The organism is Brachybacterium sp. FME24 (assembly GCF_014897705.1).
In the GTDB taxonomy this organism is placed as follows: Bacteria; Actinomycetota; Actinomycetes; order Actinomycetales; family Dermabacteraceae; genus Brachybacterium.
Genome location: NZ_JABUXV010000001.1, coordinates 43995 through 69534, shown reverse-complemented (window position 1 = coordinate 69534; position 25540 = coordinate 43995). Strand labels below are relative to the sequence as shown.

Annotated in this window: 23 protein-coding genes and 1 pseudogene; 10 read left to right on the top strand and 14 right to left on the bottom strand. The window is 70.1% G+C overall.

Going from position 1 to position 25540, the window contains the following annotated elements; translation table 11 throughout:
- Positions 1 to 48: 48 nt before the first annotated feature.
- The 4 genes and pseudogenes from INT51_RS00315 to INT51_RS00300 all read right to left on the bottom strand — a co-directional run bounded on the left by INT51_RS00315 (position 49) and on the right by INT51_RS00300 (position 4883).
- Positions 49 to 876, bottom strand: a complete 828-nt coding sequence (locus tag INT51_RS00315) for a TIGR02206 family membrane protein (RefSeq protein WP_193103204.1) — start codon at positions 874 to 876, stop codon at positions 49 to 51.
- A gap of 158 nt (positions 877 to 1034) precedes the next feature.
- Positions 1035 to 3120 (bottom strand): annotated as a pseudogene (locus INT51_RS00310) (fructose-specific PTS transporter subunit EIIC).
- 48 nt (positions 3121 to 3168) lie between these two features.
- Positions 3169 to 4125 (bottom strand): 1-phosphofructokinase family hexose kinase, encoded by a 957-nt coding sequence (locus INT51_RS00305; RefSeq protein WP_193103203.1) that lies wholly within the window; start codon positions 4123 to 4125, stop codon positions 3169 to 3171.
- Complete coding sequence (locus INT51_RS00300) at positions 4122 to 4883, bottom strand: DeoR/GlpR family DNA-binding transcription regulator (protein WP_193103202.1); 762 nt, start codon at positions 4881 to 4883, stop codon at positions 4122 to 4124. The genes INT51_RS00305 and INT51_RS00300 overlap by 4 nt, the downstream gene beginning before the upstream one ends.
- Positions 4884 to 5196: 313 nt before the next feature.
- Here INT51_RS00300 and INT51_RS00295 point away from each other — a divergent pair, with 313 nt between their 5' ends.
- Both INT51_RS00295 and INT51_RS00290 read left to right on the top strand, forming a co-directional pair.
- Positions 5197 to 5724 carry a phosphoribosyltransferase gene (locus tag INT51_RS00295; RefSeq protein WP_193103201.1) on the top strand — a complete coding sequence of 176 codons (528 nt, stop codon included), beginning with the start codon at positions 5197 to 5199 and terminating at the stop codon, positions 5722 to 5724.
- Between the two features lie 53 nt (positions 5725 to 5777).
- Positions 5778 to 6008, top strand: a complete 231-nt coding sequence (locus tag INT51_RS00290; protein WP_193103200.1) for a hypothetical protein — start codon at positions 5778 to 5780, stop codon at positions 6006 to 6008.
- On the opposite strand, the gene INT51_RS00285 is transcribed toward INT51_RS00290, so the two are convergent.
- Together INT51_RS00285 and INT51_RS00280 are read right to left on the bottom strand one after the other, a co-directional pair.
- On the bottom strand, positions 6005 to 7570 hold the full coding sequence (locus INT51_RS00285; RefSeq protein ID WP_193103199.1) for a glycoside hydrolase family 10 protein: 1566 nt from the start codon (positions 7568 to 7570) through the stop codon (positions 6005 to 6007). The two genes, INT51_RS00290 and INT51_RS00285, sit on opposite strands and share 4 nt — an antisense overlap.
- Positions 7571 to 7665: 95 nt before the next feature.
- Positions 7666 to 8748, bottom strand: coding sequence for a DUF808 domain-containing protein (locus INT51_RS00280; RefSeq protein ID WP_193103198.1), 1083 nt, complete (start codon positions 8746 to 8748; stop codon positions 7666 to 7668).
- A gap of 220 nt (positions 8749 to 8968) precedes the next feature.
- Between INT51_RS00280 and INT51_RS00275 the strand changes: the two genes are divergently transcribed.
- A complete protein-coding gene (locus INT51_RS00275; RefSeq protein ID WP_193103197.1) occupies positions 8969 to 9616 on the top strand; it encodes an SDR family oxidoreductase in 648 nt (215 codons plus the stop codon).
- Between the two features lie 212 nt (positions 9617 to 9828).
- Positions 9829 to 11007 (top strand): MFS transporter, encoded by a 1179-nt coding sequence (locus tag INT51_RS00270; RefSeq protein ID WP_304502033.1) that lies wholly within the window; start codon positions 9829 to 9831, stop codon positions 11005 to 11007.
- Between the two features lie 79 nt (positions 11008 to 11086).
- Here the strand turns inward: INT51_RS00270 and INT51_RS00265 are convergent, their stop codons facing one another.
- Positions 11087 to 11383: an acylphosphatase gene (locus INT51_RS00265; RefSeq protein ID WP_193103195.1), complete on the bottom strand. Its 297-nt coding sequence runs from the start codon at positions 11381 to 11383 to the stop codon at positions 11087 to 11089.
- 37 nt (positions 11384 to 11420) lie between these two features.
- On the bottom strand, positions 11421 to 13901 hold the full coding sequence (locus INT51_RS00260; RefSeq protein WP_193103194.1) for a phosphoketolase: 2481 nt from the start codon (positions 13899 to 13901) through the stop codon (positions 11421 to 11423).
- 271 nt (positions 13902 to 14172) lie between these two features.
- Here INT51_RS00260 and INT51_RS00255 point away from each other — a divergent pair, with 271 nt between their 5' ends.
- Complete coding sequence (locus INT51_RS00255) at positions 14173 to 14862, top strand: PepSY domain-containing protein (RefSeq protein ID WP_193103193.1); 690 nt, start codon at positions 14173 to 14175, stop codon at positions 14860 to 14862.
- An 18-nt stretch (positions 14863 to 14880) separates the two neighbouring features.
- Here the strand turns inward: INT51_RS00255 and INT51_RS00250 are convergent, their stop codons facing one another.
- Positions 14881 to 16053 carry an amidohydrolase gene (locus INT51_RS00250; RefSeq protein WP_193103192.1) on the bottom strand — a complete coding sequence of 391 codons (1173 nt, stop codon included), beginning with the start codon at positions 16051 to 16053 and terminating at the stop codon, positions 14881 to 14883.
- 84 nt (positions 16054 to 16137) lie between these two features.
- Between INT51_RS00250 and INT51_RS00245 the strand changes: the two genes are divergently transcribed.
- The 4 genes from INT51_RS00245 (at position 16138) to INT51_RS00230 (ending at position 18983) form a co-directional block, all read left to right on the top strand.
- The gene (locus INT51_RS00245) at positions 16138 to 17007 is read left to right on the top strand and encodes a polyphosphate kinase 2 family protein (protein ID WP_193103191.1); all 870 of its coding nucleotides are present in this window, start codon (positions 16138 to 16140) and stop codon (positions 17005 to 17007) included.
- 92 nt (positions 17008 to 17099) lie between these two features.
- Positions 17100 to 17597 carry a thiol peroxidase gene (gene tpx, locus INT51_RS00240; RefSeq protein WP_193103190.1) on the top strand — a complete coding sequence of 166 codons (498 nt, stop codon included), beginning with the start codon at positions 17100 to 17102 and terminating at the stop codon, positions 17595 to 17597.
- Between the two features lie 113 nt (positions 17598 to 17710).
- Positions 17711 to 18091: a DUF488 domain-containing protein gene (locus tag INT51_RS00235; RefSeq protein ID WP_193103189.1), complete on the top strand. Its 381-nt coding sequence runs from the start codon at positions 17711 to 17713 to the stop codon at positions 18089 to 18091.
- A gap of 79 nt (positions 18092 to 18170) precedes the next feature.
- Positions 18171 to 18983 (top strand): sulfite exporter TauE/SafE family protein, encoded by an 813-nt coding sequence (locus tag INT51_RS00230; RefSeq protein ID WP_193103188.1) that lies wholly within the window; start codon positions 18171 to 18173, stop codon positions 18981 to 18983.
- Positions 18984 to 19007: 24 nt separating this feature from the next.
- Here INT51_RS00230 and INT51_RS00225 read toward each other — a convergent pair whose 3' ends face one another.
- The 5 genes from INT51_RS00225 to zupT form a co-directional block, all read right to left on the bottom strand.
- Entirely contained in the window at positions 19008 to 19400 is a 393-nt protein-coding gene (locus INT51_RS00225) for a VOC family protein (protein WP_193103187.1), read from the bottom strand.
- An 18-nt stretch (positions 19401 to 19418) separates the two neighbouring features.
- Complete coding sequence (locus tag INT51_RS00220) at positions 19419 to 20207, bottom strand: alpha/beta fold hydrolase (protein ID WP_193103186.1); 789 nt, start codon at positions 20205 to 20207, stop codon at positions 19419 to 19421.
- 140 nt (positions 20208 to 20347) lie between these two features.
- On the bottom strand, positions 20348 to 22576 hold the full coding sequence (locus INT51_RS00215) for an NADP-dependent isocitrate dehydrogenase (protein WP_193103185.1): 2229 nt from the start codon (positions 22574 to 22576) through the stop codon (positions 20348 to 20350).
- 177 nt (positions 22577 to 22753) lie between these two features.
- On the bottom strand, positions 22754 to 23917 hold the full coding sequence (locus tag INT51_RS00210) for a hypothetical protein (RefSeq protein ID WP_193103184.1): 1164 nt from the start codon (positions 23915 to 23917) through the stop codon (positions 22754 to 22756).
- A gap of 89 nt (positions 23918 to 24006) precedes the next feature.
- Complete coding sequence (gene zupT / locus INT51_RS00205; protein ID WP_304502047.1) at positions 24007 to 24837, bottom strand: zinc transporter ZupT; 831 nt, start codon at positions 24835 to 24837, stop codon at positions 24007 to 24009.
- A gap of 160 nt (positions 24838 to 24997) precedes the next feature.
- Between zupT and INT51_RS00200 the strand changes: the two genes are divergently transcribed.
- Positions 24998 to 25540, top strand: a complete 543-nt coding sequence (locus INT51_RS00200) for a bifunctional 2-polyprenyl-6-hydroxyphenol methylase/3-demethylubiquinol 3-O-methyltransferase UbiG (protein ID WP_193103182.1) — start codon at positions 24998 to 25000, stop codon at positions 25538 to 25540.

Sequence of the window (25540 nt, the reverse complement as noted above, 5' to 3'; positions counted from 1 at the left end):
ACAGAGCTGCTGCTCACGCGAGGACCGGGCAACCCGCCGGTCTGGGGGTCAGCGGGCCTCGGCGTCGTACGGTGCCCGCGCGACGCCCGTTGCATCCGGCGCGCCCGGCCGGCGCAGCAGCGCCCTGCGCCCGCTCACCGGGGTGCCGAGGCGGCGGTCCCGCCGGATCCACGGCCAGGTCATCAGAGCCCAGACCACGGCTATCACGACCGCCTCGACCAGCAGATACTGCGGCCACGGACCCATCATGTCCAGGACGCTGGGGCCTGCCGGGGCCCGGTTCAGATAGCCGTAGTTCGACCCGGTCAGCGCATTGCCGGTGAAGGCGATCGCTGCCCAGGCGACTGCTGCGGCGTAGGCCGCCCGGTAGCCACGCCAGGTGGGGCGGTAGCCGAGACCCCAGGTCAGCACGATCGGCGCGAGCACGGCGCTGAGGTGAGCGCCCCAGTACTCGGTGAACTCCAGGGGGACCGACACGAAGTAGTTCACGTCGGGCGTCAGCACCGACTGCAGGTTCAGGGTCAGGCCCCAGAAGTAGCTGATCACGATCGCCCAGCGGGCCTGGGTGATCAGGGCGATCGGCACGATGATCCGCAGGGCATCGGAGAAGTGCAGCGGCAAGGATTCATCGATGTTCCATGCCCAGGGCATAGCACCCCACGCTGTCCAGGCCACCGCATTGACCAGCAGCACCCACCCGGTGATCCGCAGCGTGCGATCCACCCGCTCGGGCTCCGTACGCCGAGCCCAGGCCACCAGGACGACTGCGGCGAGCACGAGGAAGGTCAGGACGCTCAGATGGGCGGTGCCGTAGGCGGGCATGTGCCCGAGGGGGCCCTCGAGCAGCAGCACTCCACCGGTCTCGATCTGCGGCATCGTTGCTCCTGCCCGTCGGGTGCGGTCGCGGGGCCGGACCGGCCGGGCCCCGCCGGCCGGGTCGCGCTCGTCCGCGTCCAGGCCGAGCATACGAGAGCGCCCCACCGCAGTGGGGCGCTCTGCGCAGGTTCGTCGGGCCGGAACGGGCCCGACCGAGGTCAGGCGGCGACTGCCGCCTTGCGGTGCGCCGTCTCCTTGAGCACGGTCACCACGGCCGCAGCGATCAGCGTGCCCACGAGGATCGCCAGCAGGAAGCCCCAGACCGGGCTGATCGCGAAGGCGACGAAGATGCCGCCGTGCGGCGCCTGCGAGCCCACGCCGAAGGCCATGATCAGCGCGCCGGTGGCGGCGCCGCCGGCCATCATCGAGGGGATCACGCGCAGCGGATCAGCCGCGGCGAACGGGATCGATCCCTCGGTGATGAAGGCTGCGCCGAGCAGCCACGCGGTGGTGCCGTTCTCCCGTTCGACCGTGGAGTAGAGGCGTCGCCGCACCACCGTGGACAGGGCCATCGCCAGCGGCGGGACCATTCCGGCGGCCATCACTGCGGCCATGATCTGGAAGGCCGCCTCGGTGCCCTGGGAGAGGCCCGCGGTGGCGAAGAGGTACGCCGCCTTGTTCACGGGGCCACCGAGGTCGAAGCACATCATCAATCCGATGATCACGCCGAGCAGGATCGCGGAAGAGCCGGACATGCCGGTCAGCCCGTCCTGCAGCGCGGTCATCAGGGAAGCCAGCGGGCGGCCCAGGAACAGCAGCATCAGACCACCGACGACGAGTGTGGTCAGCAGCGGGATGATCACGACGGGCATCAGCCCGGCGAGCCACCGCGGCGGCTTCAGGGAGGTGAACCACAGTGCCACCAGCCCAGCCAGCAGGCCGGTGATGAGGCCGCCGAGGAAACCGGCGCCGACGAGCACGGAGACTGCGCCGCCGATGAAGCCGGGGGCGATGCCGGGGCGACCGGCGAGGCCGAACGCGATGTACCCCGACAGTGCGGCGACCAGGAACCCCATCCCGAGATTCCCGAGAGTGAACAGCACGGCGCCGAGGTAGAGGGCGAGGCCCGCACGGTCCGTCTCCGTGGTGCCCGTCGCCGATTCGTACGGCAGATGGCCGGGCAGGGACGAGAGCGAGTTGCCGGTGGCGACGTCCTGGGCCACGAAGGCGACGTCGAAGCCGGCGATGAGGAAGCCGAGCGCCATGAGCAGGCCGCCGGCGGCGACGAACGGGATCATGTACGACACGCCCGTCATCACGGCGGCCTGGATCCGCTTGGGCCATGACTGCTGGTTCGCCGAGGCGGAACTCGAGGAGGATCCCGAGTCACCTCCCGCTGCCGGGACCCGTCGCGCGGAGGGGTCCGTCGTGGCCGCGACGGCCTCGTCGAGCATCTGCGGTCCGTGGGAGATGGCGCGCTTGACGGGGTGCTCGACCAGAGGGAGACCGGCGAAGCGCTCGCGCCCGGAGATGTTGACGTCGGCCGCGATGATCAGTGCGCTCGCCGCGTCGATCTGCTCCTGCGTGAACGGTTCGATACCGCCGGATCCCTGGGTCTCCACGTGCAGCTCGATGCCCTTGTCCTTCGCGGCGTTCTCGAGCGACTCGGCCGCCATGTAGGTGTGGGCGATGCCGGTGGGGCAGGAGGTGATCGCCAGCAGCACCGGGGCCTCGCCGGCCGGAGCAGAGCCGTGGGAGGGCGCTGTGGTGGCATCGGCGTGTCCGGCGTCCGGGGAGCTGGTGGCGGCGGGGCCCGCCGCCACCTCCTGGTGCGTGGGATCCGCCTGCGGGGCCTCCGCAGGTTCGAGCCATCACCAGGTCGGAGACTTCCTGGGGCTCGCGCGCCGCGCGCAGCTGCTCGAGGAACTCCGGGCGGATCAGCGCCCGCGAGAGCTGGGCGAGCAGTTTCAGGTGCTGGTCGTCGGTACCGGCCGGGGCGGCGATGCCGATGACGAGGTCGGCCGGGCCGTCGGTCGATCCGAAGTCGACCGGTTCGGACAGGCGCAGGAAGCCCAGTGCGGCCTCGTGGACTGTCTCGGTGCGGCAGTGGGGGATGGCGAAGCCGCCGGGCATGCCGGTGGCGAAGGACTCCTCGCGCTTGAGGAGTCCGGCCTCGAGGCCGTCGCGGTCGGCGCGACCGGTGGCGGAGATCAGATCGGCCATCAGGCCGATCACGGCCTGTTTGTCACCGGGAGGGGCCACCTCCAGGCGGACCAGCTCGGGGGTCATCAGTGATCCGGGCATGTGTGCTCCTTCGAACGTGCTCTCCCGCGGGGCGGGCGAGCGGAGAGGTCAGAGTCGGACGACGCGGTCCGCGTCGACGCGGACCTGGTCGGGACGGGGGATGGTGGTGCCGGGCAGGCCGACGGCGGCCGTCCCGTAGGCGAGCGCGCGAGCCAGGCGCGGGCCAGGGGCCTCGCCGAGCTCGCGGGCGATGAGATAGCCGGCGGTCGCGGAATCGCCGGCGCCGACGGTGGAGACCACCGGTGCGGTGGCCGAGGGGCAGAACCAGGCCTCGCCGTCGGTGGCCAGCAGCCCGCCGGCCGCGCCGAGCGTCACCAGCACGGCGCCCACGCCGCGGCCATGGAGCATGAGGGCGGCGTCGCGGACGCCCTCGAGATCACCGCTCGCGGCGTCGCGCTCGAGTGCGTCGCCGGGAATGCCGACGATCTGTCCGAGCTCCTCGGCGTTGGGCTTGAGGAAGTCCGGTGCCGTTCCCGGCATCGCCGCGGCCAGGGCCTCGAGCGGGGCGTCGGAGGTGTCCACTCCGACGCGGGCCCCGCGGGCGTGGAGCAGGTCGACCAGGCGCACATACTCGTCCACGGGCAGCCCCGGGGCCAGTGAGCCGGAGAGCATGACGAGGTCGCCTGCACTGACGCAGGAGATCAGCAGCTGCTCCAGAGCGGAGACCTCCGCGGCGCTGAGCGTGGCGCCGGGTTCATTGAGCTTCGTGGTCAGCTGCGGCGCGGACAGCACGGTGAGGTTGGTGCGCACTCGCCCGGCGATGGGCCCGGTCCGGTGGGGGAGCCCTTCGGCCTCGAGCAGACCGATCAGGGGGTCGGAGGGGGCGGCGGGCAGGATCGCCGTGACCGCGAGCCCTGCGCGGTGCACACCGAGCGCGACGTTGATGCCTTTGCCGCCCGGCTGGGTGCGGTCGCTCCCGATGCGGTGCACCCCGCCCGGGACGAGCGGGGCGTCCAGATCGACGGTGCGATCCAGCGACGGGTTCGCGGTGAAGGTGATGATCATGCCTGCACGACCTCGATCCCGGCCTCGGTGAGCAGGCGGTGGATGTCCTCGGGCAGATCATCGTCGGTGATGAGGGTGTCTACGTCGGTTGCCGCCGCGAAGGTGACCAGGTTCCGGGTCCCGGCCTTGGAGGAGTCGGCGAGGACGATCCGCAGCCCGGCGGAGTGCACCATGGCTCGCTTCACGGCGGCCTCGTCCGGGTCGGGAGTGGTGAACCCGTCGCCGTCCACGCCGTTGCAGCCCAGGAAGGCGACCTCGGGATGGAGAGCACGGATCGCATCGACCGTGGACGCGCCGACGGCGGCCTGGGTGGTGGGGCGCACGCGACCGGGCAGCACGTGAACCTCGAGGTCGGTGTGGACCAGCGCGCCCTGCGCGATCGCGGGGGCGTTGGTGATCACCGGTCCGCGGCGACCCGCGAGGTGGGGCAGGAGCTCCGCAGTGGTGCTCCCGGCGTCCAGCAGCACGGCGGCGTGCGGGTCCGACGGCAGGTAGCGGGCGGCCGCCTGCGCGATCCGGCGCTTCGCGTCGACATTGGTGACGCGGCGCGACTCGAGGTCGGGTTCGACCTCGGCGGTGGCCTTGGGGACGGCGCCGCCGTGGACGCGCAGCAGGTGGCCGCGTGCGGCGAGCTGATCGAGGTCGCGACGCACCGTCTCGGTGGTGACCTCGAACTGTGCGGAGAGATCGGTGACGGCGACGCGTCCGGACCGTGCGAGCTCATCGAGGATCTGGCGCTGGCGTTCGCGGGCGTACAAGGGATCACCTGCCTCATCGAAGGGGAGTGCACCGCTGCCGGACGAGCCGCCGGACTGCGATCACCGCACTCTACGCGCAAAAGCCACAGAAAACAACATGTTGTGCGTGTTGGAGTGTGTGGGTTGCGAGGTGGATGGGTGCCGGCTCGGCGACCAGGGTTCTGAGGCTCCCGCTGGGCCCTGTCAGGGCGTTGCGTGTTGCCTGGGGAGCGTCGGCCGTCACGATCGCCGGGCTCGACCACGGCTCAGGGCCGGGAGGGCCGCTACCATCGGAGCACTCTGCGTCGATCGCACCCCGAGGAGAAGAGAACTGATGACCCAGGCCTACCACGCCGACTCGTCCGAACTGTCGACCAAGGAGGTTCTCACCTGGGAGCTGTTCGGTACTGCGTCGCGGGAACTCGCGCAGGTCATCGCCGACTCCGAGTTCTCGCCCGAGATCGTCATCGCGGTGGCCCGAGGTGGCCTCCTGCCGGCAGGATCCCTCTCCTACGCCCTGGGTCTGAAGCTCGCCGACGCGATCAACGTCGAGTTCTACACCGACGTCCACGAGACCCTGCCGGACCCCGTGCTGCTCGCCCCGATGCTCGACACCGAATCCATCCAGGGCAAGCGGCTGCTGGTGGTCGACGATGTCGCCGATTCCGGCCGCACCCTGGCGCTCGTCCTGGACCTGCTGCGCGAGATGGGCGCGGACGCCCGCAGCGCCGTGCTGTACGGGAAGTCCGGGTCCGTGGTGGCGCCGGACTACGTGTGGCGTCGCACCGATGACTGGATCGTCTTCCCGTGGTCCTCCGAGCCGCCCGTGGTCGCGAACCACGCCGCCGCTGAGTCAGCCTGACCCGATTAGGGCGCAGCGAGCTCCGTCCTGCCTTCCGCGGCATCCGAGGGGCAGTGGATGAGCGCTCTTCCGTCCTCGAATGTCCGCAGGACGCCGTGATCGCCGCCACCGCGGCAGTCGACGGCTTGACCGTGGTGACGCGCCACGTCGAGGATCTCGAGCTGCTGGATGTCGCGCCCATCGATCCGTGGGACGACGCGAGGACGAATGGACACGACTCGACGCGAGACGCGGCCCCGAACTGTTCGTCCAGCATCTCCTCCCCGATGCATGCCCGTCGCTAGCCGCGCGGGCGCGCTGCCTCGGACGGGCCGCTCTGGTGCCAGGTGCGGTCGTACGCCGTGACGACGTAGTACCCGTCGCCGTCGGCGCCCTCGTGCACGAGGCTCTGTGAGCCCCGGCCCGCGCGCACCGTCGCCACCAGGTTCCGCCCGTCGGCGAGATCCCCCTCGGAGACCTGCGCCTGAGGGACGTGCCAGAGCGCGTAGCTGGTGGCGCCGCGGCCCCGCCAGCGCACCTGCACCCCCTCCTCGGTGGTCCGCACCACGAGCAACGTCGGCGCGGCCGGAGCCTCGCCCGGGACCGAGTCCAGGACCGGGACCAGCGCCGGATGCGAGTAGTGCCGCTGGACGAGGTCGTCGACCGAGCCGGTGGTGTCATCACGCAGGCTCGCTGCGCTGAAGAGCACGTTCCCGTCGATCGCCTCGAGTGTCTCCGTGAGGTCGAGATGATCTCCCAGCTCGGTGGTCTCGGGAAAGGTGCCGGTGATCGCCTTGTAGGCGGCCTCCCCGATGAACAGCCCCACCTCGGTGTCGGCGACCTTCTCGGCCCACCAGCGCACGAGGGTCTCGTAATCGGCAGCGGGGTGGCCGAACTGCCAGTAGATCTGGGGATTGATGTAGTCGACCCAGCCCTGCCGCACCCAGCGCAGGGAATCCGCCGAGATGATCTCGTAGGACTCCGAGCCGGAGGTGTCCGACCCCTCCGGATCGCTGCTCGCGTTGCGCCAGATCCCGAAGGGGCTGATCCCGAAGCGCACCCAGGGCTTCTCGGCCCGGATCCGTTCGTGCATCTCGCTCACCAGCAGGTTGATGTTCTCCCGGCGCCAGTCCTCGATCGGGGTGACCCCGTCGGAGTGGGCGGCGTAGGTGGCCTCGTCGGGGATCGTCTGCCCCTCGACGGGATAGGGGTAGAAGTAGTCGTCGAAGTGGGCGCCGTCCACGTCGTACCGGGAGATGGCATCCATCATCGCGTCCTGCACGAAGGCGCGGACCTCGGGCAGGCCCGGGTCGTAGTACAGCTTCCCTCCGAAGGGCCACACCCAGTCCGGGCGAAGGCGCGCAGGATGCTCCTCCACCAGGTCGGGCTCCTCGCTCATGGCGACCCGATACGGGTTGAACCACGCGTGGTACTCGAGGTTCCGCTCGTGCGCCGCCTCGATCTGGAAGGCGAGCGGGTCGTAGCCCGGGTCCTGTCCCTGGGTACCGGAGAGGTACATCGACCAGGGCTCGTAGGGGGAGGGCCAGAAGGCGTCGGCCGTGGGCCGCACCTGGGTGATCACGGCATTCAACCCGAGCTCCTGGGCGAGGTCGAGCCAGGCCAGGTACTCCTCCTTCTGCTGCGCCACGGTGAGCCCGGTCGCGGAGGGCCAGTCGATGTTCACGACGGAGGAGATCCACATCGCCCTGAACTGACGAGCGGGAGGGGGAGTGACCTGCTCGGCCCGTCGATCGGCACGTGGTGCCCCTGCCATGGCAGGAACCGTGGCGACGGTGGCGGTGAACGCGGTGGTGCCGGCGGCGCGGGTGGACAAGCGCAGGAAGGAACGACGATCGACAGGATGCACGACGGTGTGGACTCCTCGGTCGGGACGGGGAGCCTCACCGTGGCACACGGTGACGCAGGTCGCAAGGAGTTCAGGGGTGGCGCGGGCCCAGCCGGTCAGTTCTTCGCGTCGCGGGCGTCCGTGCTCGTCTCCGCGGCGGCATCGTCAGTCGTGCCGCCCGTGCCGTCGTTGTCGTCCGTGCGCTCTGCGCTGCTTGTGCTGCTTTCGTCGTGTTCGACGTCGTTCTTCGTGCTGCCTGCTGCGTCCTCGTTCCCGTGGTGGCCGAAGGGCAGGAAATGCATGATCACTGCGACGATCCCGCCGATGATCAGGCCGAAGACGAAGGAGAACGCCGTGTTGATCAGCCAGGCGAGGATCGCTCCGACCCCGGCGATGCCGACGACTCCCTCTTCGAGGTGGTGGACGAACCCGTAGGGCTGGGCGAGGCCGAGGTCGTGGGTGCCCACCAGCAGGATGTGGCCGCCGACCCACAGCATGGCGACCATGCCGATGTAGCTGATCACGTCCATCACCTTCGGCATGGCGCCCACCAGGGCGGTGCCGAACTTCTGCTTGAACGTCGAATCTTCGTCGGCTGCCATGGCCAGGCCCACGTCATCCATCTTCACCAGGATCCCGACGGAGCCGTAGACGAGCGCGGTGATGCCGATGGCGACCACCACGAGCACGATGGCGCGGCCCCACACCGACGGCGCGTCGATCGAATTCATCGAGATGACCATGATCTCGGCCGAGAGGATCAGGTCGGTGCGCACCGCGCTGGAGACGATCTTGTCCTCGGCGTCGGCCCCCTTGGCAGCGGCTGGGGCCTTCTTGGGCTTGCCGCTGACCAGTTCCCAGATCTTCTCGGCGCCTTCGAAGCTGAGATACAGACCGCCGAGCATGAGTATCGGCGTCAGCAGCCAGGGGGCGAAGGTGCTCAGCAGCAGCAGGACCGGCAGGATGAAGATCAGCTTGTTGCGCAGCGAGCCCTTGGTGATCCGCCAGATGATCGGCAGCTCCCGCTTGGGTTTGATGCCCTTCACGTACTGCGGGGTCACGGCGGCGTCGTCGATGACCACACCCATCGCCTTGGATCCGGCCTTCGCGGAGGCGGCGGCCACGTCGTCCGCGCTGGCGGCGGCCAGGCGTGCAAGAGCAGCGACGTCGTCGAGCAGTGCGGCGAGTCCACCGGCCATGGTGAGGTTCCTTCGTCCGAGGAAGTGGTCGCCTGGTGGCGGCCTCGGTCAGGATAACGGGGCGGGGCCGGTCTCGGAGCAGTCCGACCGGTGAGGCATCCGACCATCGGCGGCTGCCCGAGGGTGTCTCGGCACGGCGTTCAGCGGCGGGTATTCCTCCAGGAGTGAACCGCGCCCCGCATGCCTCGACGCGTTCGGATCAGGGTGCAAGGGTAGGGGTATGGATATTGCACTTATCGGAGGACATGGCAAGGTCGCGCTGCTCGCGGAGCCGCTGCTCGTGGAAGCGGGGCACACCGTTCACGCAGTGATCCGCAATCCCGAGCACACCGCCGAGGTCGAGGCCACCGGCGCGAGCGCCGTCGTCGCAGACATCGAGACGCTCGACGCGGGAGGCTGGGACGAGCTGCTGCGCGGGAAGGACGCGGTGGTCTGGGCGGCCGGCGCCGGCGGTGGGAGCCCCCAGCGCACCTGGGCGGTGGATCGTGACGCCGCGATCGCCTCGATGAAGGCTGCCGGACGTGTCGGCGCCAGCCGCTACGTGATGGTCAGCTACTTCGGGGCCGGCCCGGATCACGGCGTGCCGGAGGAGGAGCCCTTCTACGCGTACGCCGAGGCCAAGTCCCAGGCCGACGCGCACCTGATGGGCACGCAGCTGGAGTGGACCATTCTCGCTCCCTCCGGCCTCACCCTCGAGGAGCCGACCGGGACCATCGACGCGACGGCGACCGAGAGCGGCACGGTCTCGCGCGGGAACGTCGCCCGCACGATCGTCGCGGCGCTCGAGCGCCCTGCCACCGTGGGGAAGGTCCTTCCCTACAACGATGGGGACCAGGAGATCGGCGCGGCCTTCGACGCCGCCGTCTGACCGTGCCGGCCCGGGCCTTCCGGCCGGGGTCACGACACCCCTCGCGGTGTGACGGCATGGCCCCGTGGGGCCATGGAGCGATGACGGTCCCGGCACCTGCCGGGGCCGTCATCCGTTCACGCAGGGAGCGCAGTCGCCCCCGCGTGGCGCCTCCCTGCGAGCACTCGGCCCGCTGAACGTCAGCGGGTGTGGAGCAGGAGAGAGGATGCACGGTGGACGCAGCACGTCGCTGGTCAGGGGTTGTCGCCCTCGCCGTGGGCATCTTCGTCCTGATCACGATCGAGGAACTGCCCATCGGCGTGCTCAGCGTGATGGCCCCGGACCTCGGGGTCAGCGCGGGGGTGGCCGGGCTCGCGGTGACGGTGCCGGGGGTCCTGGCGGGGGTCGTCGCGATCCTCACCCCGGTGATCGTGCGCGGCCTGGACCGACGCCTCGTGCTGGTGCTCGCCCTGGGCTCGGTGGTCCTGTCCTGTGCGCTCAGCGTGGTGGCCCCGACCTTCGCGGTGCTGCTGGTCGCTCGCCTCTTCGCCGGGATCTCCATCGGCCTGTATTGGGCGGTGATGGCGATCGTGGCCATCGGCCAGGTGCCCCGCGAGCACGCCGCCCGTGCCCTCACCGTCGCCTTCAGCGGTGCGGGCGCCGCCCTGGTGCTGGGTGTGCCGGTGGCGGCCTGGATCGGGACGCATGTCGGCTGGCGCTCGGCCTTCGCCGTCGTGGGCGCCCTCGCCGCGATCGTCGCGGTGCTGATCTTCGTGCTGGTTCGGCCCGTGCACTCGCCGGTGAAGGTGACGCCCACCATGATGCTCGCCGCCGCCCGTACTCGCGGCGTGCGCTACGCCGTCGCGCTCACCTCGCTCGTGGTCGTCGCGCAGTTCATCACCTATGCCTACGTCAGCCCCATCCTCCTCGAACGGGCGGGGCTCCCCGTCACCCAGGTGGGACCGATGCTGCTCGTCTTCGGCATCGCCGGGCTGCTGGGCAACTTCGCGGTGGCCCCGCTGCTGCACCGCAGCGCGCCCTGGGGTGTCCTCGTCGTCTCCGGCGGCGTGGGGCTCGCCCTGCTCGCGGTGCTCCTGCTGATGCAGGGCTCCTCCTCGGCTCTCGTGATCATGCCGCTCTGGGGACTGTTCGTCGGCGCCATCTCCGTGGCGATCCAGGCCTTCGTCGGCACCGAGGCGGCCGATGTCATCGAGGAGGGAACCGCCGTGAACAGCGCCGTGTTCAATACGGCGATAGCCGGTGGCGCGTTCCTGGGAGGGCTGATCATCGACCACGTCGGTCAGAGCGCGCTGATCGCCACCTCCGTGGTGATGGTCGCCGCAGGGGTCCTGGTCGCCGCGCACTATGTGCGCACCGCCCCGACAGGGTCGGCCGGACGAGCTGTCGTGTGAGCGCCCGTGAAGAGCCGAGCGTTCGAGCGTTCGAGCGTCTGAGCGTCTGAGCGTCTCAGGTTCTGAGCCGCTGAGCCGCTCAGCCGACGATCCGGAACGACTCCGCTCCGCGCAGGGATGCCTCGCGCATGTCGAGCCCGCTCACCTGCGCGCTGCTCGGGCCCTCGCGCAACCACCGCACCATCGCGCTCACGGCGTCGGCCGTGCCCTCGATATCCGCCTCCACCGTGCCGTCCCACAGGTTCCGCACGGTGCCGCGGACCCCGAGGCGCTGGGCCTCGGAGGCCGTTGACATACGGAAGCCGACGCCCTGGACCGTGCCGCGCACGCGCACGACCTGGCGCACGAGCCGATCACCGCCTTCACTGCTGCTCATCACCGGCGCCGGCTCCGGAGCAGTGCTCCGAGGGTCGTCATTCGTTGTCACCGCCGGTAGCGCGCGGCCGCGCCGGGGCGCCCGAACCGGCCTCGTCCGCGTTGTCGTCCCACTGCCAGGCCGCGATCTCCGGAACGTCCTCACCGTGCTGGTAGGCGTAGGCCCGAGCCCGGATCCGTGAGTCCTCCATCTCCTGGCGCAGCCCCGCATAGCGGATGTTCATGCCCTCGACCCGGTCGATCACGTCCATCACCAGATGGAAGCGGTCGGTGTCGTTGAGCATCAGCATGTCGAAGGGCGTGGTGGTGGTGCCCTCCTCCTTGTAGCCGCGCACGTGGAGGCGGGACGTGCGGTCGTGGCGGTAGGCGAGGCGGTGGATCAGCCACGGGTAGCCGTGGTACGCGAACACCACCGGGATGTCCTCGCCGAAGATCCCGTCGAAGTCCCGCTGCGAGAGGCCGTGAGGATGTTCCGAATCGTCCTGCAGACGCATCAGATCCACGACGTTGACCACCCGCACCCGCAGACCCGGCACCTGCTCGCGCAGGATCTTCGCGGCCGCGAGGGTCTCGATGGTGGGGATGTCCCCGGCGCAGGCGAGCACGACCTCCGGCTCCTCGCCCTCACGCTCGGTGCCGGCCCATTCCCAGATGCCCAGGCCGCGCGTGCAGTGCACGATCGCCTCGTCCATGCTCAGCCAGGTCGGGCCCGGCTGCTTCCCGGCCACCACCACGTTCACGTACTGCCGTGAGCGCAGGCAGTGGTCGTACGTGGACAGCAGGGTGTTGGCGTCCGGCGGCAGGTACACCCGCACGATCTCGGCCTTCTTGTTGACCAGATGATCGATGAAGCCGGGGTCCTGGTGGGAGAACCCGTTGTGGTCCTGGCGCCAGACGTGAGAGCTGAGCAGATAGTTCAGCGAGGCGATCGGCCGACGCCACTCCAGCTCATTGGTCACCTTCAGCCACTTCGCGTGCTGATTGACCATCGAGTCGACGATGTGGATGAACGCCTCGTAGGAGGAGAACATCCCGTGACGGCCCGTGAGCAGGTACCCCTCGAGCCATCCCTGGCACTGGTGCTCCGAGAGCACCTCCATGACGCGGCCCGCGCGGGCCAGATGCTCCTGGCGATCGTGGTCCTCGAAGTCCGCATTCCACTGCTTGTCGGTCACCTCGTACACCGACTGGAGTCGGTTCGACGCGGTCTCGTCGGGACCGAAGATCCGGAAGTTGTCCGGGTTGTCGCGGATGACGTCACGCAGCCACGTGCCCAGTACCTTCGTCGCCTCCGCGATCGTGCCACCCGGCGCGGGAACCTCCACGGCGTACTCGCGGAAGTCGGGAAGACGCAGCGCCTTCAGCACGGAGCCGCCGTTGGTCGCCGGGTTCGCCGACATCCGCTGCTCGCCGGCCGGGGCCGTGGCCGCGATCGGTTCCAGCAGCCGTCCGTCCGTATCGAACAGCTCCTCGGGCCGGTACGAGCGCAGCCAGGCATCGAGATCGGCGAGATGCTCCTCGGTGTCCCGGGCACTCGCCAGCGGCACCTGGTGGGAGCGCCACGAGCCCTCCGTCTGCTTGCCGTCGATCTCCTTCGGGCCGGTCCAGCCCTTGGGGGTGCGGAAGACGATCATCGGCCAGGCGGGACGTGCGGTCTCGCGGCCGGCCTCGGCGTCGACGCGGGCGTCCTGCTTGATCTGTGCGATCTGGTCCAGCGCGGTATCGAGCACCGCGGCGAAGCGCTGATGCGCCTCCATCGGGTCCTCGTCGTCGAAGCCGCCGGTGAAGAACAGCGGGGTGTGCCCGTAGCCGCGCAGGAGCGAGGCGAGTTCCTCGTCCCCGATGCGGGCCAGCACCGTGGGGTTCGCGATCTTGTACCCGTTCAGGTGCAGGATCGGCAGCACCACGCCGTCCTGCTGCGGATTGACGAACTTGTTCGAGTGCCAGGAGGTGGCCAGCGGGCCGGTCTCGGCCTCACCGTCGCCGATCACCGTGAAGGCGATCTCCTCGGGGCGGTCGAACATCGCGCCGTAGGCGTGGGAGAGGGCGTAGCCCAGCTCGCCGCCCTCGTGGAGGGACCCGGGGGTCTCCGGGGCGACGTGCGAGGGGATCCCGCCGGGGAAGGAGAACTGGGTGACCAGGCGCTTCAGGCCGTCGTCGTCCCGGCTCACGGCGGGATAGACCTCGGAGTACGTGCCTTCGAGGTAGCTCGCGGCCACCAGTCCCGGGCCGCCGTGGCCGGGCCCGGTGATGTACATGGCCTTCAGCCCGCGCTGGCGGATCGCCCGGTTCGCGTGGGCGTACAGGAAGGTCAGGCCCGGAGTCGTTCCCCAATGTCCCAGCAGACGGGGCTTGACGTGCTCCTTCTGCAGCGGACGGCGCAACAGGGGATTGTCCATCAGGTAGATCTGCCCGACCGACAGGTAGTTCGCGGCCCGCCACCAGGCATGGAGCTGCTCCAGCTCCTCGTCGGTGGGGGCGTGGGCGGGGGAGTTCGGCCAGTTCAACATGGTGGTCATGACGCCTTCCTGCTGCTGGAGCCAACGGGGATCCCGGAGGGACTCCACTCACCGTACGGCCGGGACCGAGGTGGGGGAAGGGACCTTCGGGGATCCTGCGACGCCGACCGCGCAGCCGACCTTCCCGGACGAGGCAGCGGGGGCGCGGTTCGGCGTCGATGAGGCCCCGATGAGAGTGTTCTCAGGGTCCTTCTCGGGCACGGCGGGCGTCCGTAACCTGGGGTCATCGTTCAGTCACGCGGGGCCTCGCCCCGCCAGGAGGAGATCCACCATGGCCCGCACCATCATCCGTCCCCGCGCCGTCCACGCTGCTCGCGCGGCAGCGCTCGGCACGCTCGTCCTCGCGCTGGCCGCCGGGTGCAGCGGGGCCGGCGACGGGGAGGCGGGCGGCATCGAGCGGGGCGATGACGGCGGCTCTTCAAGCGACGGCGGCGGTGCCGCCTCCGACACGGGTGAGGATTCTGCGAGCAGTGATGGCGGAGGGCACGCGGGCTCCGCCGGCGCCGCCGCGCAGCTGCCGGAGTCCGCCGATCTGGCGACCGAAGAGCTGCCGGTTCCCGCCGCGGACGCCGTGGCGATCGCCGTGGAGGCGGCAGGCGGCGGCGAGCTGGTCTCGATCGAGATCGATCACGACGACGATCGCGGCTGGATATGGGAGATCGAGGTGGCCGTCGACGGGCGAGAGCACGACCTGGACGTCGACGCCGCGACCGGGGAGGTCGTCGAGCACGAGGAGGAGGACGACAAGGTGGACGATCCGGCCGTGGACGTCAGCGCTCCGCTCCCGGCCGCCGAAGCGATCGAGCTGGCGCTGCAGGAGCAGGACGGTCGGGTCTCCGGCTGGGATCTCGACTCCGATGATGGTCGCGTCCGCTACCAGATCGACATCGAGCGCTCTGACGGCGACGACGTCGAGGTCGAGGTCGACGTCGAGTCCCGTGAGGTCACCGTGGACGACTGATCCGCACCTGCGCCCCTCTCAGCGCGCGGCGATCACCGGCTCCCCGGCCTCGTCGCGGTGCATGACCTCGAGCCCGTTCTGCCACACGCGCAGGGATCGGTTTCGCACGTCCAGCGGGTCGCCCTCCCACAGCACCAGGTCAGCGTCCTTGCCCACCTCGATCGAGCCGATGCGGTCACCGAGGCCCAGCACCTCCGCAGGGTTCAGGGTGATCGCGCGCAGGGCGTCGGCCGGGTCCATACCGTGCTTGACTGCGAGCGCCGCCTGGTGGATGAGGAACTCGATCGGCACCACGGGATGGTCGGTGATGATCGAGACCTTCACCCCGGCCGCGGTGAGGATGCCGGGCGCCTTCGGGGTGCGATGGCGCACCTCGACCTTCGAACGGGAGACGATCAACGGCCCGTACAGGACCGGGACACCGGCGGCGGCGACCTTGTCCGCGATCAGGTACGACTCGGTGCCGTGGTCCAGGACCAGCTCGTAGCCGAACTCCTCGGCGATCCGCAGAGCGGTGGCGATGTCGTCGGCCCGGTGGGAGTGCTGGCGCCACGGGATCTCCCGGCTCAGCACGCGGGACAGGGCCAGCGACATCAGGTCTGCCTCACGATCCGCCTCGTCCTTCGCCATCCAGGCGCGCGCGGTCGCGAAGGCCTGACGGATGGTCAGGGCGACGCCGAGCCGGGTCGACGGGGTCTGCTGGCGCTCGCCGTACACGCGCTTGGGGTTCTCCCCGAGGGCCGCCTTCAACCCGGACGGGCTGCGCAGGACCATATCGTCCACGACCCGACCGTGCGTACGGAGGGCGACAGCGAGGCCACCGATGGGGTTGCCGGAGCCCGGATTGACGTTCACGGAGGTGACCCCGCCGATGATCGCGTCGTCGAAACCGATATCTCGCGGATTGATCGCATCGATCGCCCGCGCAGCGGCCATCACCGGGGCCGTCATCTCGTTGGTGTCCTGGCCGGCCCAACCCTCGCCCTCCTCGTCGACGCCGAGGTGCACGTGCGCGTCGACGAAGCCCGGCAGCAGCCAGGCCCCGTCGGCATCCAGGACCGTGGCGCTCGCCGGAACAGCGATGTCGGGGCCGAGGTCGGCGATCCGTCCGTCCTCGAAGAGGACCGTGCCGTCGAAGGCGGCGGAGGAGACCGGGAGGACGTGGGCGTTCGTGATGGCGGTGATCGTCATGGCTCGACACTCCGCCGCCGGATCGGGAGAGTCAAATGCGGTGGGTCCGTCGCGCGGCGAGGTCGCACGCGTTAGCCTGCCGACATGGCGAAAAAGAACAAGTCCGCAGACCGGAGCCCAGAGGGCTTCACCATCTCCCCAGGGTGGAAGGGGGATGTGACCGAGTTCGATCCTCGCGCGACCCCGGGTTTCGAGGGGAAGAAGGCCGACGGCAAGGAGCTGCTCGCCGCGCGCGACGGAGTCCTCGACGACCTGCAGGAGCGGCTCTACGCGACCCACCACGGAGACCGGCACGGGCGCAGCGTGCTGTTGCTCGTACAGGGGATGGACACCTCCGGCAAGGGCGGCATCATGCGCCACGTGGTCGGCAGCGTCGATCCGCAGGGAGTGGACATCACGGCCTTCAAGGCCCCGACGGCGGCGGAGAAGCGCCACGACTTCCTGTGGCGGATCCGCAAGCGGACCCCCGGGCCGGGGATGATCGGCGTCTTCGATCGCTCCCAGTACGAGGACGTGCTGATCCATCGGGTCCACGGTTGGGCCGATGCGAAGGAGATCCGGAGCCGGTACACGGCGATCAACGCCTTCGAGAAGGAGCTCACCGAGGCGGGAACCGTCGTCGTGAAGGTCATGCTCCACATCTCCCGCCAAGAGCAGGGGGAGCGACTCATGGAGCGGCTCGAGCGCCCGGACAAGTACTGGAAGTTCAACCCCGGCGACGTGGACGAGCGATCTCACTGGGACGCCTACATGGAGGCGTACTCCCGAGCGCTGCGCGCCACCTCGACCGAGCACGCCCCGTGGACCGTGGTCCCGGCGGATCGCAAGTGGTACGCGCGGATCGCTGTCCAGCAGCTGCTGAAGGATGCGCTCGAGGGCATCGATCCGCAGTGGCCTGCCGCCGACTTCGATGTCGCCGAGCAGACGCAGCGGCTCGAAGCCACCATGGACTGATCGCTCTCGCGACGGCATGACCGTGCTTGTGCGGTGCCGGGACTCCCAGGGCGCAGGTTGTGACGTACAGGGAGGAACGGGAGTATGGGGTCATGGCTTCCATCACCTTCAAGAACACCCCCGTCAGCACTCTCGGCGAACTGCCCGCCGAAGGCTCTGCCCTTCCGGACTTCGAGCTCGTCGGCCAGGATCTCGCGCCCATCGCCAGCGATGACCTCGCCGGCAAGCGCGTCGTCCTGAACATCTTCCCCTCGCTGGACACCGGCACCTGTGCGATGTCGGTGCGCGCGTTCAACGAGCTCGCCGCCGGCCTCGAGAACACCGTGGTCGTCTGCGTCTCGAAGGACCTGCCGTTCGCCCAGGCCCGCTTCTGCGGAGCCGAGGGCCTCGAGAACGTCGTCACCGGATCCGACTTCCGCTCCTCCTTCGGCGAGGACTACGGCGTGACCATGACCGACGGGCCGCTGGCCGGCCTGCACTCCCGCGCGGTCATGGTGACCGATGCCAAGGGCAAGGTCGTCTACACCGAACAGGTCGCCGAGGTCAGCGAGGAGCCGGACTACGACGCCGCGAAGGCCGCTCTCGCCTGACCCGGTGATCGCCCGAACTGAGCTGAGCTGAGGCCGGCACGATCCGGCCACCAGGACCCGGCCCGCACTGCGCGTGCCGGGTCCTGTTCTCTCCACGCGGGAAGGAGCACGCCATGAGCACGATCGACATCACCGTGGCCAAGGTGCACGACATTCTGAATGATGACGGCTCCGGCACCGGCGAGCACCGGGTGCTGGTGGACCGACTGTGGCCGCGCGGCATCAAGAAGGAACGCGTGGCGCACGACGTCTGGGACAAGGACGCTGCCCCGAGCTCGGAACTGCGCACGGCCTTCCACAGCGGCGACCTGGACTTCCAGGAGTTCTCCCGCCACTATCGCCGCGAGCTCGACGACAGCGGCGCCGCGAAGGAGCTGCTGGAGCGGGCTCGGAAGGCAGCAGCAACCCGTATCACCTTGCTGTACGCGTCGAAGGACCGCGAGCACAATCATGCCGTGGTGCTCCAGGAGGCGCTCGAAGACCTCGCGGACTGATCTCCCCGGTCCCGCCTCAGGGTGCCCGCGGCCCGGACGGCGCGCCACCGGATCGCTCCCAGCAGTAGGGTCGTCCCTCGTGGAACCCGTCTCCCTCATCGTCCTGCTCGTGATGGGCACGCTCGCAGGTGCTATCAATGCGGCCGTCGGCTCGGGGTCCCTGCTCACACTCCCGGTACTGCTGGCTCTGGGCATCCCGCCCGGCGTCGCGGTGCGAACGAACACCGTCGGCATGCTCTTCTCGACGATCGGCTCCGTCGTCGGCTATCGCAAGGAGATCGCCGCTGAGAAGCACGATCTACCCCCTGTTGCGATCACGGCGGCGCTGTGCGCCACCCTCGGATCGATCCTGCTGCTGGTGTCCCCGGCCGAGGCACTCGACGTCGTCGTCCCCGTGCTCATCGTGGTCGCCCTGCTCATGGTCATCTTCCAGAAGCGCCTCACCTCGGCGCTCCGTCTGAGGCAGGACCGACGAGCGACACGTCGGGGTGGGACCGCCGACGCCGCGCCCGAGCGCAGCCCCCTGCGCTCGCCGGCTCTGATCGGCTCCATGGGTGCGGCATCCGTCTACGGCGGGTACTTCACCGCCGCGCAGGGCATCCTCTACCTGGGCATCCTCGGCACCTTCACAGGGCGATCCATGAGATCCGTGAACAGCGTCAAGAACCTCATGAGCCTGATCGTGAACCTCGCGGCCGCACTCGTGTATGTCATCGCGTACGTCGTGGCCGGTGCGGAGATCGTCTGGGCTGCGACCGCGGCCATCGCGGTCGGGGCACTGCTGGGCGGCTACTTCGGCGCACACCTGGCCAAGCTGATGCCCGAGTGGCTGCTGCGCGGCATCATCGTCGTCGTCGCGCTGATCGCCCTCGTACGCCAGTTCGTGGGGTGACGGGCGCGGCGCAGCGGCCGAGGATCAGGCACGGACCACGCAGAACTCATTGCCTTCGGGATCGCACAGCACCACGAGGTCGTCCTGCGCGGAAGAAGGTTCGTACCGTGTCGCCCCCAGCGCGATGAGCCGCTCGACCTCCGCCCGGAGGTCTGAGGCGGTCACGTCGAGATGGACTCGGTTCTTGACGGTCTTCGCTTCCGGGACGCTCTGGAACCACAGCCGCGGGGCGCCCGAGGGGCCCTCGACGAGGACCGTGGGATCGTCCTCCAGGTCGGTGATCCCGAGGGAGCGCAGCCGCGCCAGCTCCTCGTCGTCGTACGGAGCCACCTCGTAGTCGTCGAGGACCAGCGCCCAGAAACGGGCCAGGGCGGCGGCGTGCCGACAGTCCAGGACGATGTCACGGATCACGGCCATGGAACTCCTCCTTGCGGGTCAGGACAGGAACGGCAGGACATGGTCCAGGACCTCGTCCGCGGGGAACAGGGTCCCGCCATGATCGCGGCCGGGCAGCGCCACGAAGTCTGCATCAGGCATGGCGGCGGCGGCCCGACGCGATTCCTCGTACCGCGGGTGATCCTGCGTGCCCGCCATCCACAGCGCGGGGACCGGGCAGTGCGCGAGGGTCTCTTCGGGCACGCCGGCGGTGGCATCGGTGGCCGTGAACAGGGCTGCCATCGCGCGGCGGTCGGCGGCGAGGAACGCGGTACGGGTGGCACGGGCGCGGCGCGACGTGACCTCCGGCCCCAGCTCCTGTCCGGCGCAGAACGCCTCCATCCCGCCCTCGTGCACCGCGTCGATGACTCCTGGGAAGAACACCGAGTCCACCTGCCCCCTCTGCGCGGCGGCAGACCCTCCGAGGCTCACCAGGCGCGAGACGCGCGCAGGATGCTCGAGCGCCGCGGTGAGGGCGATGCGGGCGCCGAGCGAGTAGCCGACCAGCGCGGCGCGGCCGATGCGTTCGGCGTCGAGGACGGCCAGCAGGTCCGCGAGGAAGACCTCCTGGGTATAGGCGGCAGGATCGTGCGGGGCGCCGGAGCGGCCGTGGCCGCGCAGGTCCATCCGGATCACCGTGTGATCGGCGGCGAGGGGCTCGAGGTAGCCGAGCCCGCGCCAGATCGCCCGCGAGAGCACGGAGCCGTGGAGCAGCACGACCGGGGCGCCGCTGCCGCGGACGTCGTAGCGCAGGTCGATGCCGTCGACGGGGGAGGAGATGACGGTCACGGACGCACCTTCCAGGTGAGGGGCAAGCCGGCCACCGACCGGGCGGAAACAGGATCGGACGTGACAACGGCCGACGCCGGCCCGGTCCGCGCAGGGCGGCCGGACCGGCGTCGACAGCGGTCTTCAGGAGGGCTGCGGCGTCACAGCGCCGCGGAGATCTCCTCGAGGATGCGGTTGAAGGTCGCCGACGGACGCATCACCGTGGCGATCTTCTCCAGGTCCGGGCGGTAGTAGCCGCCGATATCCGCTGGCTCGCCCTGCACCGCGAGCAGCTCCTCGGCGATGGTCTGCTCGCCGTCGACGAGCTCCTTCGCGATGGGGCCGAAGGCGGTGGCGAGCTCGGTGTCCTCGCTCTGCTGGGCCAGCTCCTGCGCCCAGTACAGGGCGAGGTAGAAGTGGCTGCCGCGGTTGTCGATCGAGCCGAGCTTGCGCTGCGGGGACTTGCCCTCGCTGAGCAGGGTCTCGGTGGCGCGGTCCAGCGCGTCGGCCAGAACTCGGGCGCGCGCGTTGTCCGCGGTGCGCGCGAGGTGACGCAGCGACTCGGCCAGGGCGAGGAACTCGCCGAGGGAGTCCCAGCGCAGGTAGTTCTCCTCGACGAGCTGCTGGACGTGCTTGGGCGCGGAGCCGCCCGCACCGGTCTCGAACAGGCCGCCGCCGTTCATCAGCGGCACCACCGAGAGCATCTTGGCGCTGGTGCCCAGCTCCATGATCGGGAACAGGTCGGTGAGGTAGTCACGCAGCACGTTGCCGGTCACCGAGATGGTGTCCTCGCCCCGGCGCACGCGCGCCAGGGTGTGCTGGGTGGCCGCGACGGGTGACAGGATCTGGAGGTCGAGTCCGTCGACATCCTCCTGGGCCAGGTACGCCTCGACCTTGGCGATGAGGTTGCGGTCGTGGGCACGCGACTCGTCGAGCCAGAACACGGCGGGCATCCCGGATTCGCGCGAGCGGCGCACCGCGAGCTGCACCCAGTCGCGGATCGGGGCGTCCTTCGCCTGGCAGGCGCGGAAGATGTCCCCGGTGGCGACGTCGTGGCTCATCAGAGCGGCACCGGAGGCGTCGCGCACCTCGACCCGGCCGTCGGCCTCGATCTCGAAGGTCTTGTCGTGGCTGCCGTACTCCTCGGCCTTCTGCGCCATCAGGCCGACGTTGGGGACGGTGCCCATGGTGGTCGGATCGAAGGCCCCGTTCGTCTGGCAGTCCTCGACGGTCGCCGCGTAGACGCCGGCGTAGGAGGAATCGGGGATCACCGCGAGGGTGTCCTGCTCGGCGTCGTCCTGGTTCCACATGTGGCCCGCGGTGCGGATCATCGCGGGCATCGACGCATCGACGATGACATCGGAGGGGACGTGGAGGTTGGTGATGCCCTTGTGGGAGTTGACCATCGCCAGGTCCGGGCCGTCGGCGAGATCCTGCTCGATGGCGGCCTTGACGCCCTCGCGCACGGATTCCTCGAGGTCCTCGACGCCGGCGAGGATGCCGCCCAGGCCGTGGTCCGCGGACAGGCCCGCTGCGGCGAGCTGATCACCGAACTGGGTGAACAGGGTGGGGAAGAAGGCGGTCACTGCGTGACCGAACAGGATCGGGTCGGACACCTTCATCATGGTGGCCTTGAGGTGCAGGGAGAACAGCACACCCTGCTCCTTGGCAGCGGCGATCTGCTCGCGCAGGAACGCGTCCAGCGCTGCGGCGCGCATCACGGTGGAGTCGACGATCTCTCCGGTCAGCACCGGCAGCGATGCTTTGAGCACGCTCTCGCTGCCGTCGGCGGCGATGTGCACGATCGACAAGGTGTCCTCGGCCTGAAGGACGACGGACTGCTCGTTGTCGCGGAAGTCGTCCTTGCCCATGGTCGGCACGGAGGTCTTGGAGTCCGTGCTCCACTCGCCCATCCGGTGCGGGTGCGCCTTGGCGAAGTTCTTCACCGCGGCAGGCGCACGGCGGTCCGAGTTGCCCTCGCGCAGCACCGGGTTCACGGCCGAGCCCTTGACCGAGTCGTAGCGGGCGCGGATGTCCTTCTCCTCGTCGGTGGACGGGGACTCGGGGTAGTCCGGCAGGGAGATGCCCAGGCCCTGCAGCTCCGCGATGGCGGCTTTCAGCTGCGGCACCGAAGCGGAGATGTTGGGCAGCTTGATGATGTTGGCCTCGGGGGTCCTGGCCAGCTCGCCCAGCTCGGCAAGTGCATCTGCTTCGCGCTGGTCCTCGGGCAGCAGGTCGGAGAAGACCGCGACGATGCGACCGGCCAGGGAGATGTCACGCGTGGTGACGTCGATCCCGGCGGTGTTCGAGAAGGCGTCGAGGATCGGCAGGAACGATGCGGTCGCCAGCATCGGTGCCTCGTCGGTGTGGGTGTAGATGATGCGCGCCATGTGTCGCGGGGCTCCCTCGGGTCGGTGCGGCATTTGTCTTGACGTCAAGACTAATGGACGGCGGGCAGAAGCCCGCGGAGTCGGTGCGGATGCCACCACGGTACGTGACGAGGGCCTCCCGGCGCTCCTCGTGCAGGCTCTCGCGGAGCCCGTCGGCGGGTGCCCGAGCAGCGCGGTTCAGGCCGCCGCGTCGCCCTCGACGACGTCGACGGTCCACGGGTCCGACAGGACGATGTGCGTCGCCCCCTCCTGGTCGACCGTGACCGCGAAGCCATGGGCCTCATAGCTTCCGGCATTCAGCGGGGCGTGGGTGCAGGTCAGTCGCGTGGTCCAGGCGGATTCCGCCGTGCTCACACCGTCCTCGTCGATCCATTGCAGGCCGACAGCGGGGGCGTTGCGCGCACCGGCCACGACGGTGCCGCTGTCGGGGGACGTGAGGACGACGCCCTGCAGCAGGGCCCGGGTGCCGAGATCCTTCGCGGTGACGGTGACCTGGGCATCGACGGCGACGCCGTCCGCCTCCTCGGAAAAGAGCGTCGAGACGCTGGTCTCCTGCTCGCTCACAGCGACGTTCAGGCCGTCGCCGTCGCCGACGGCCTTCAGCGGGGCGCGGCACCCCAGCGGCGAGAGATCCGCGGGGATCTCGCCCTCAGGGGCGGTGACCGCGCCGGGCACCGCTCGCAGCTCGCCGCCGACGACGTCGAGCAGAACATCCTGGGACGAGCTCCAGCCGTCCTCGTCGCGCCCGGGGCCGTCGACCCCGCCGCCGGAGAGGGAGAGCAGGTACTGGCCATCGGGCAGAGGGGCGTCATCGCAGGTGCCGAGGGTCAGCTGGGCGGTCGCGGAGGACGGAGCCGCACCTTCGCCCGGGACCTCGACCCGCTCACGGGCCACCATCGGCGGTGCCGGCGCACCCTCGACGCCCAGCTGGCCCTCGTACCCCTGCGCGGGGGCGCCCCGGTTCTCCGGATGCGAGGGCACGATCTCCGCGTCAGGGATGAAACCGCCGTACTCGGAATCCTCGCCGAGTCGGAACGCTCCGGTGACCGTCACGTGGTTGCCCTCGGCCTGCACCGACCCGGGGGAGAGCACGCCGGGCTCCCCGCTGTGCTCGGGGGCGTCGGCGTCGCCTCCGGGATCGCAGAGCCAGGAGGGATCGACGCTGGTGGTCGCGGACTCGGCCACGACGCGGGGGTCCAGGGGGTCGGCGGGCCGGGTGGTGTCGTCAACGTCCCCGCGGGGACTCCCGTCGCAGGCCGCCAGGGCCAGCACCATCGCCGCGATGGCGAGCGCGCTCGCCGTGCGAGTACGGCGGCGCGCGCCTCTGCTGTGCCCGACCATGCCGCGTGCCCCCTCTGCCGATCGCCCCGGGACGTTCCGACCCCGGGGGACGTCCCCTGACGCAGCAACGTACCCGAGGTGGTGCGCGCTCACAGCACGATCAGGGTCACCGCCATGATCGCCATCCCGGCGATCAGCGAGTAGATGACCGTATGGTGCTCGCCCGTCTCCTCGGCGGCGGGCAGCAGCTCATCGAGCGAGACGAACACCATCACCCCGGCGACGCCGGCCAGGATCGCGCCCATCGCACTGCCGCTGAGCAGGGGTGCGAGCAGCAGGAACCCGAGGATCGCGCCGACCGGCTCGGCGAGACCCGTCATCGTGGCCAGCCAGAACGCCTTGCTCCGGGAGCCGGTCGCGCGGCGCACCGGCACCGCGACGGCGAGTCCTTCGGGGATGTTGTGCAGGGCGATCGCGGCGACCACGGGGATCGCGATCTCGGGGGCCTGCAGGGCCGCCACGAACGTCGCGAACCCTTCGGGCACGTTGTGGAGGGCGAGGGCCGCGGCGGTCACCGTTCCGGTGCGCAGCAGCCGCGCCCGCAGGGCGCGGTCGGCGGCCTGCTCATCAGGTTCGCGCACCTCGGCCTGCCCGGCGGTGCCACTCATGCGCCCGGCGAACTCGTGCGGGCTGACCGCCGTCGGCACCAGGCGATCCAGCACGGCGATCAGCGCGATGCCGACGAAGAAGGAGACCACGGCGAGCGACGTGCCGCGCGTGGTCGGGGCGCCGCCGCCGGAGAGGACGAGCGCGCCCTGAGGCATGAGTTCGACGAAGGAGACGTAGAGCATCACCCCGGCCGACAGCCCGAGACCGCCGGCGAGCATCTTCGGATTCGTGCCTCTGCCGAGGACGCCGAGCGCGGCGCCGATGCTGGTGGCGCCACCGGCGACGAGGGTGAGGAGGAAGGCGACGAGCACGGGGATGACACTAGCCGCCTCGGGAGACGCCACGGCGCCGGAGGTCCTTCCCCCGGGGTGAGCACGGCGAGTTGGTGACTGCGTCGGGGCATCCCCCTGCCTCGTGCGATCGTGGACGCGATGCCCGGGATGGCGTCTGCTGCACACCGGAGGGGAGGCCATGGACTGGGACGAGCGCTATGCGAAGCACGGTCGCCCGTTCGGGGACGAGCCGAACGAATTCGTGGCGTGGGCCATCACCGACGGTCCTCTGGCTGCGGGCCTCGTGCCCGGCGCGCGGATCCTGTGCCCCGGCGACGGGTACGGGCGCCACGGGATCTGGCTGGCCGAGCGTGGACATCGAGTGCTCGGGATCGACCTCTCGCAGACGGCGACCCGCGATGCGCGACGCCGGGCGGCGGAGACCCCGGGCGACTACACGGCGATCACGGCCGATCTGAGCGGTGAGCCCTATCCCGTGGAGGACGGGCGGCAGTTCGAGGCGATCGTCGCCGTCTGGTTCCGCCTCCCGCAGCTCGCCGCGCGCACGGCCTGGAACCGGGCGGCCACGGGTCATCTGCTCCCTCGGGGGCGGATCCTGGTGGTCACCGGCGCTGCCGTGACCAGTGCGGAAGCAGAGATCGCGGAGTGGCCACCCGTGATCTCCTGGTCCGACCACTCCACGGCCCGGGAGATCCGCCTGCTCGGCGAACTCCTAGACTGA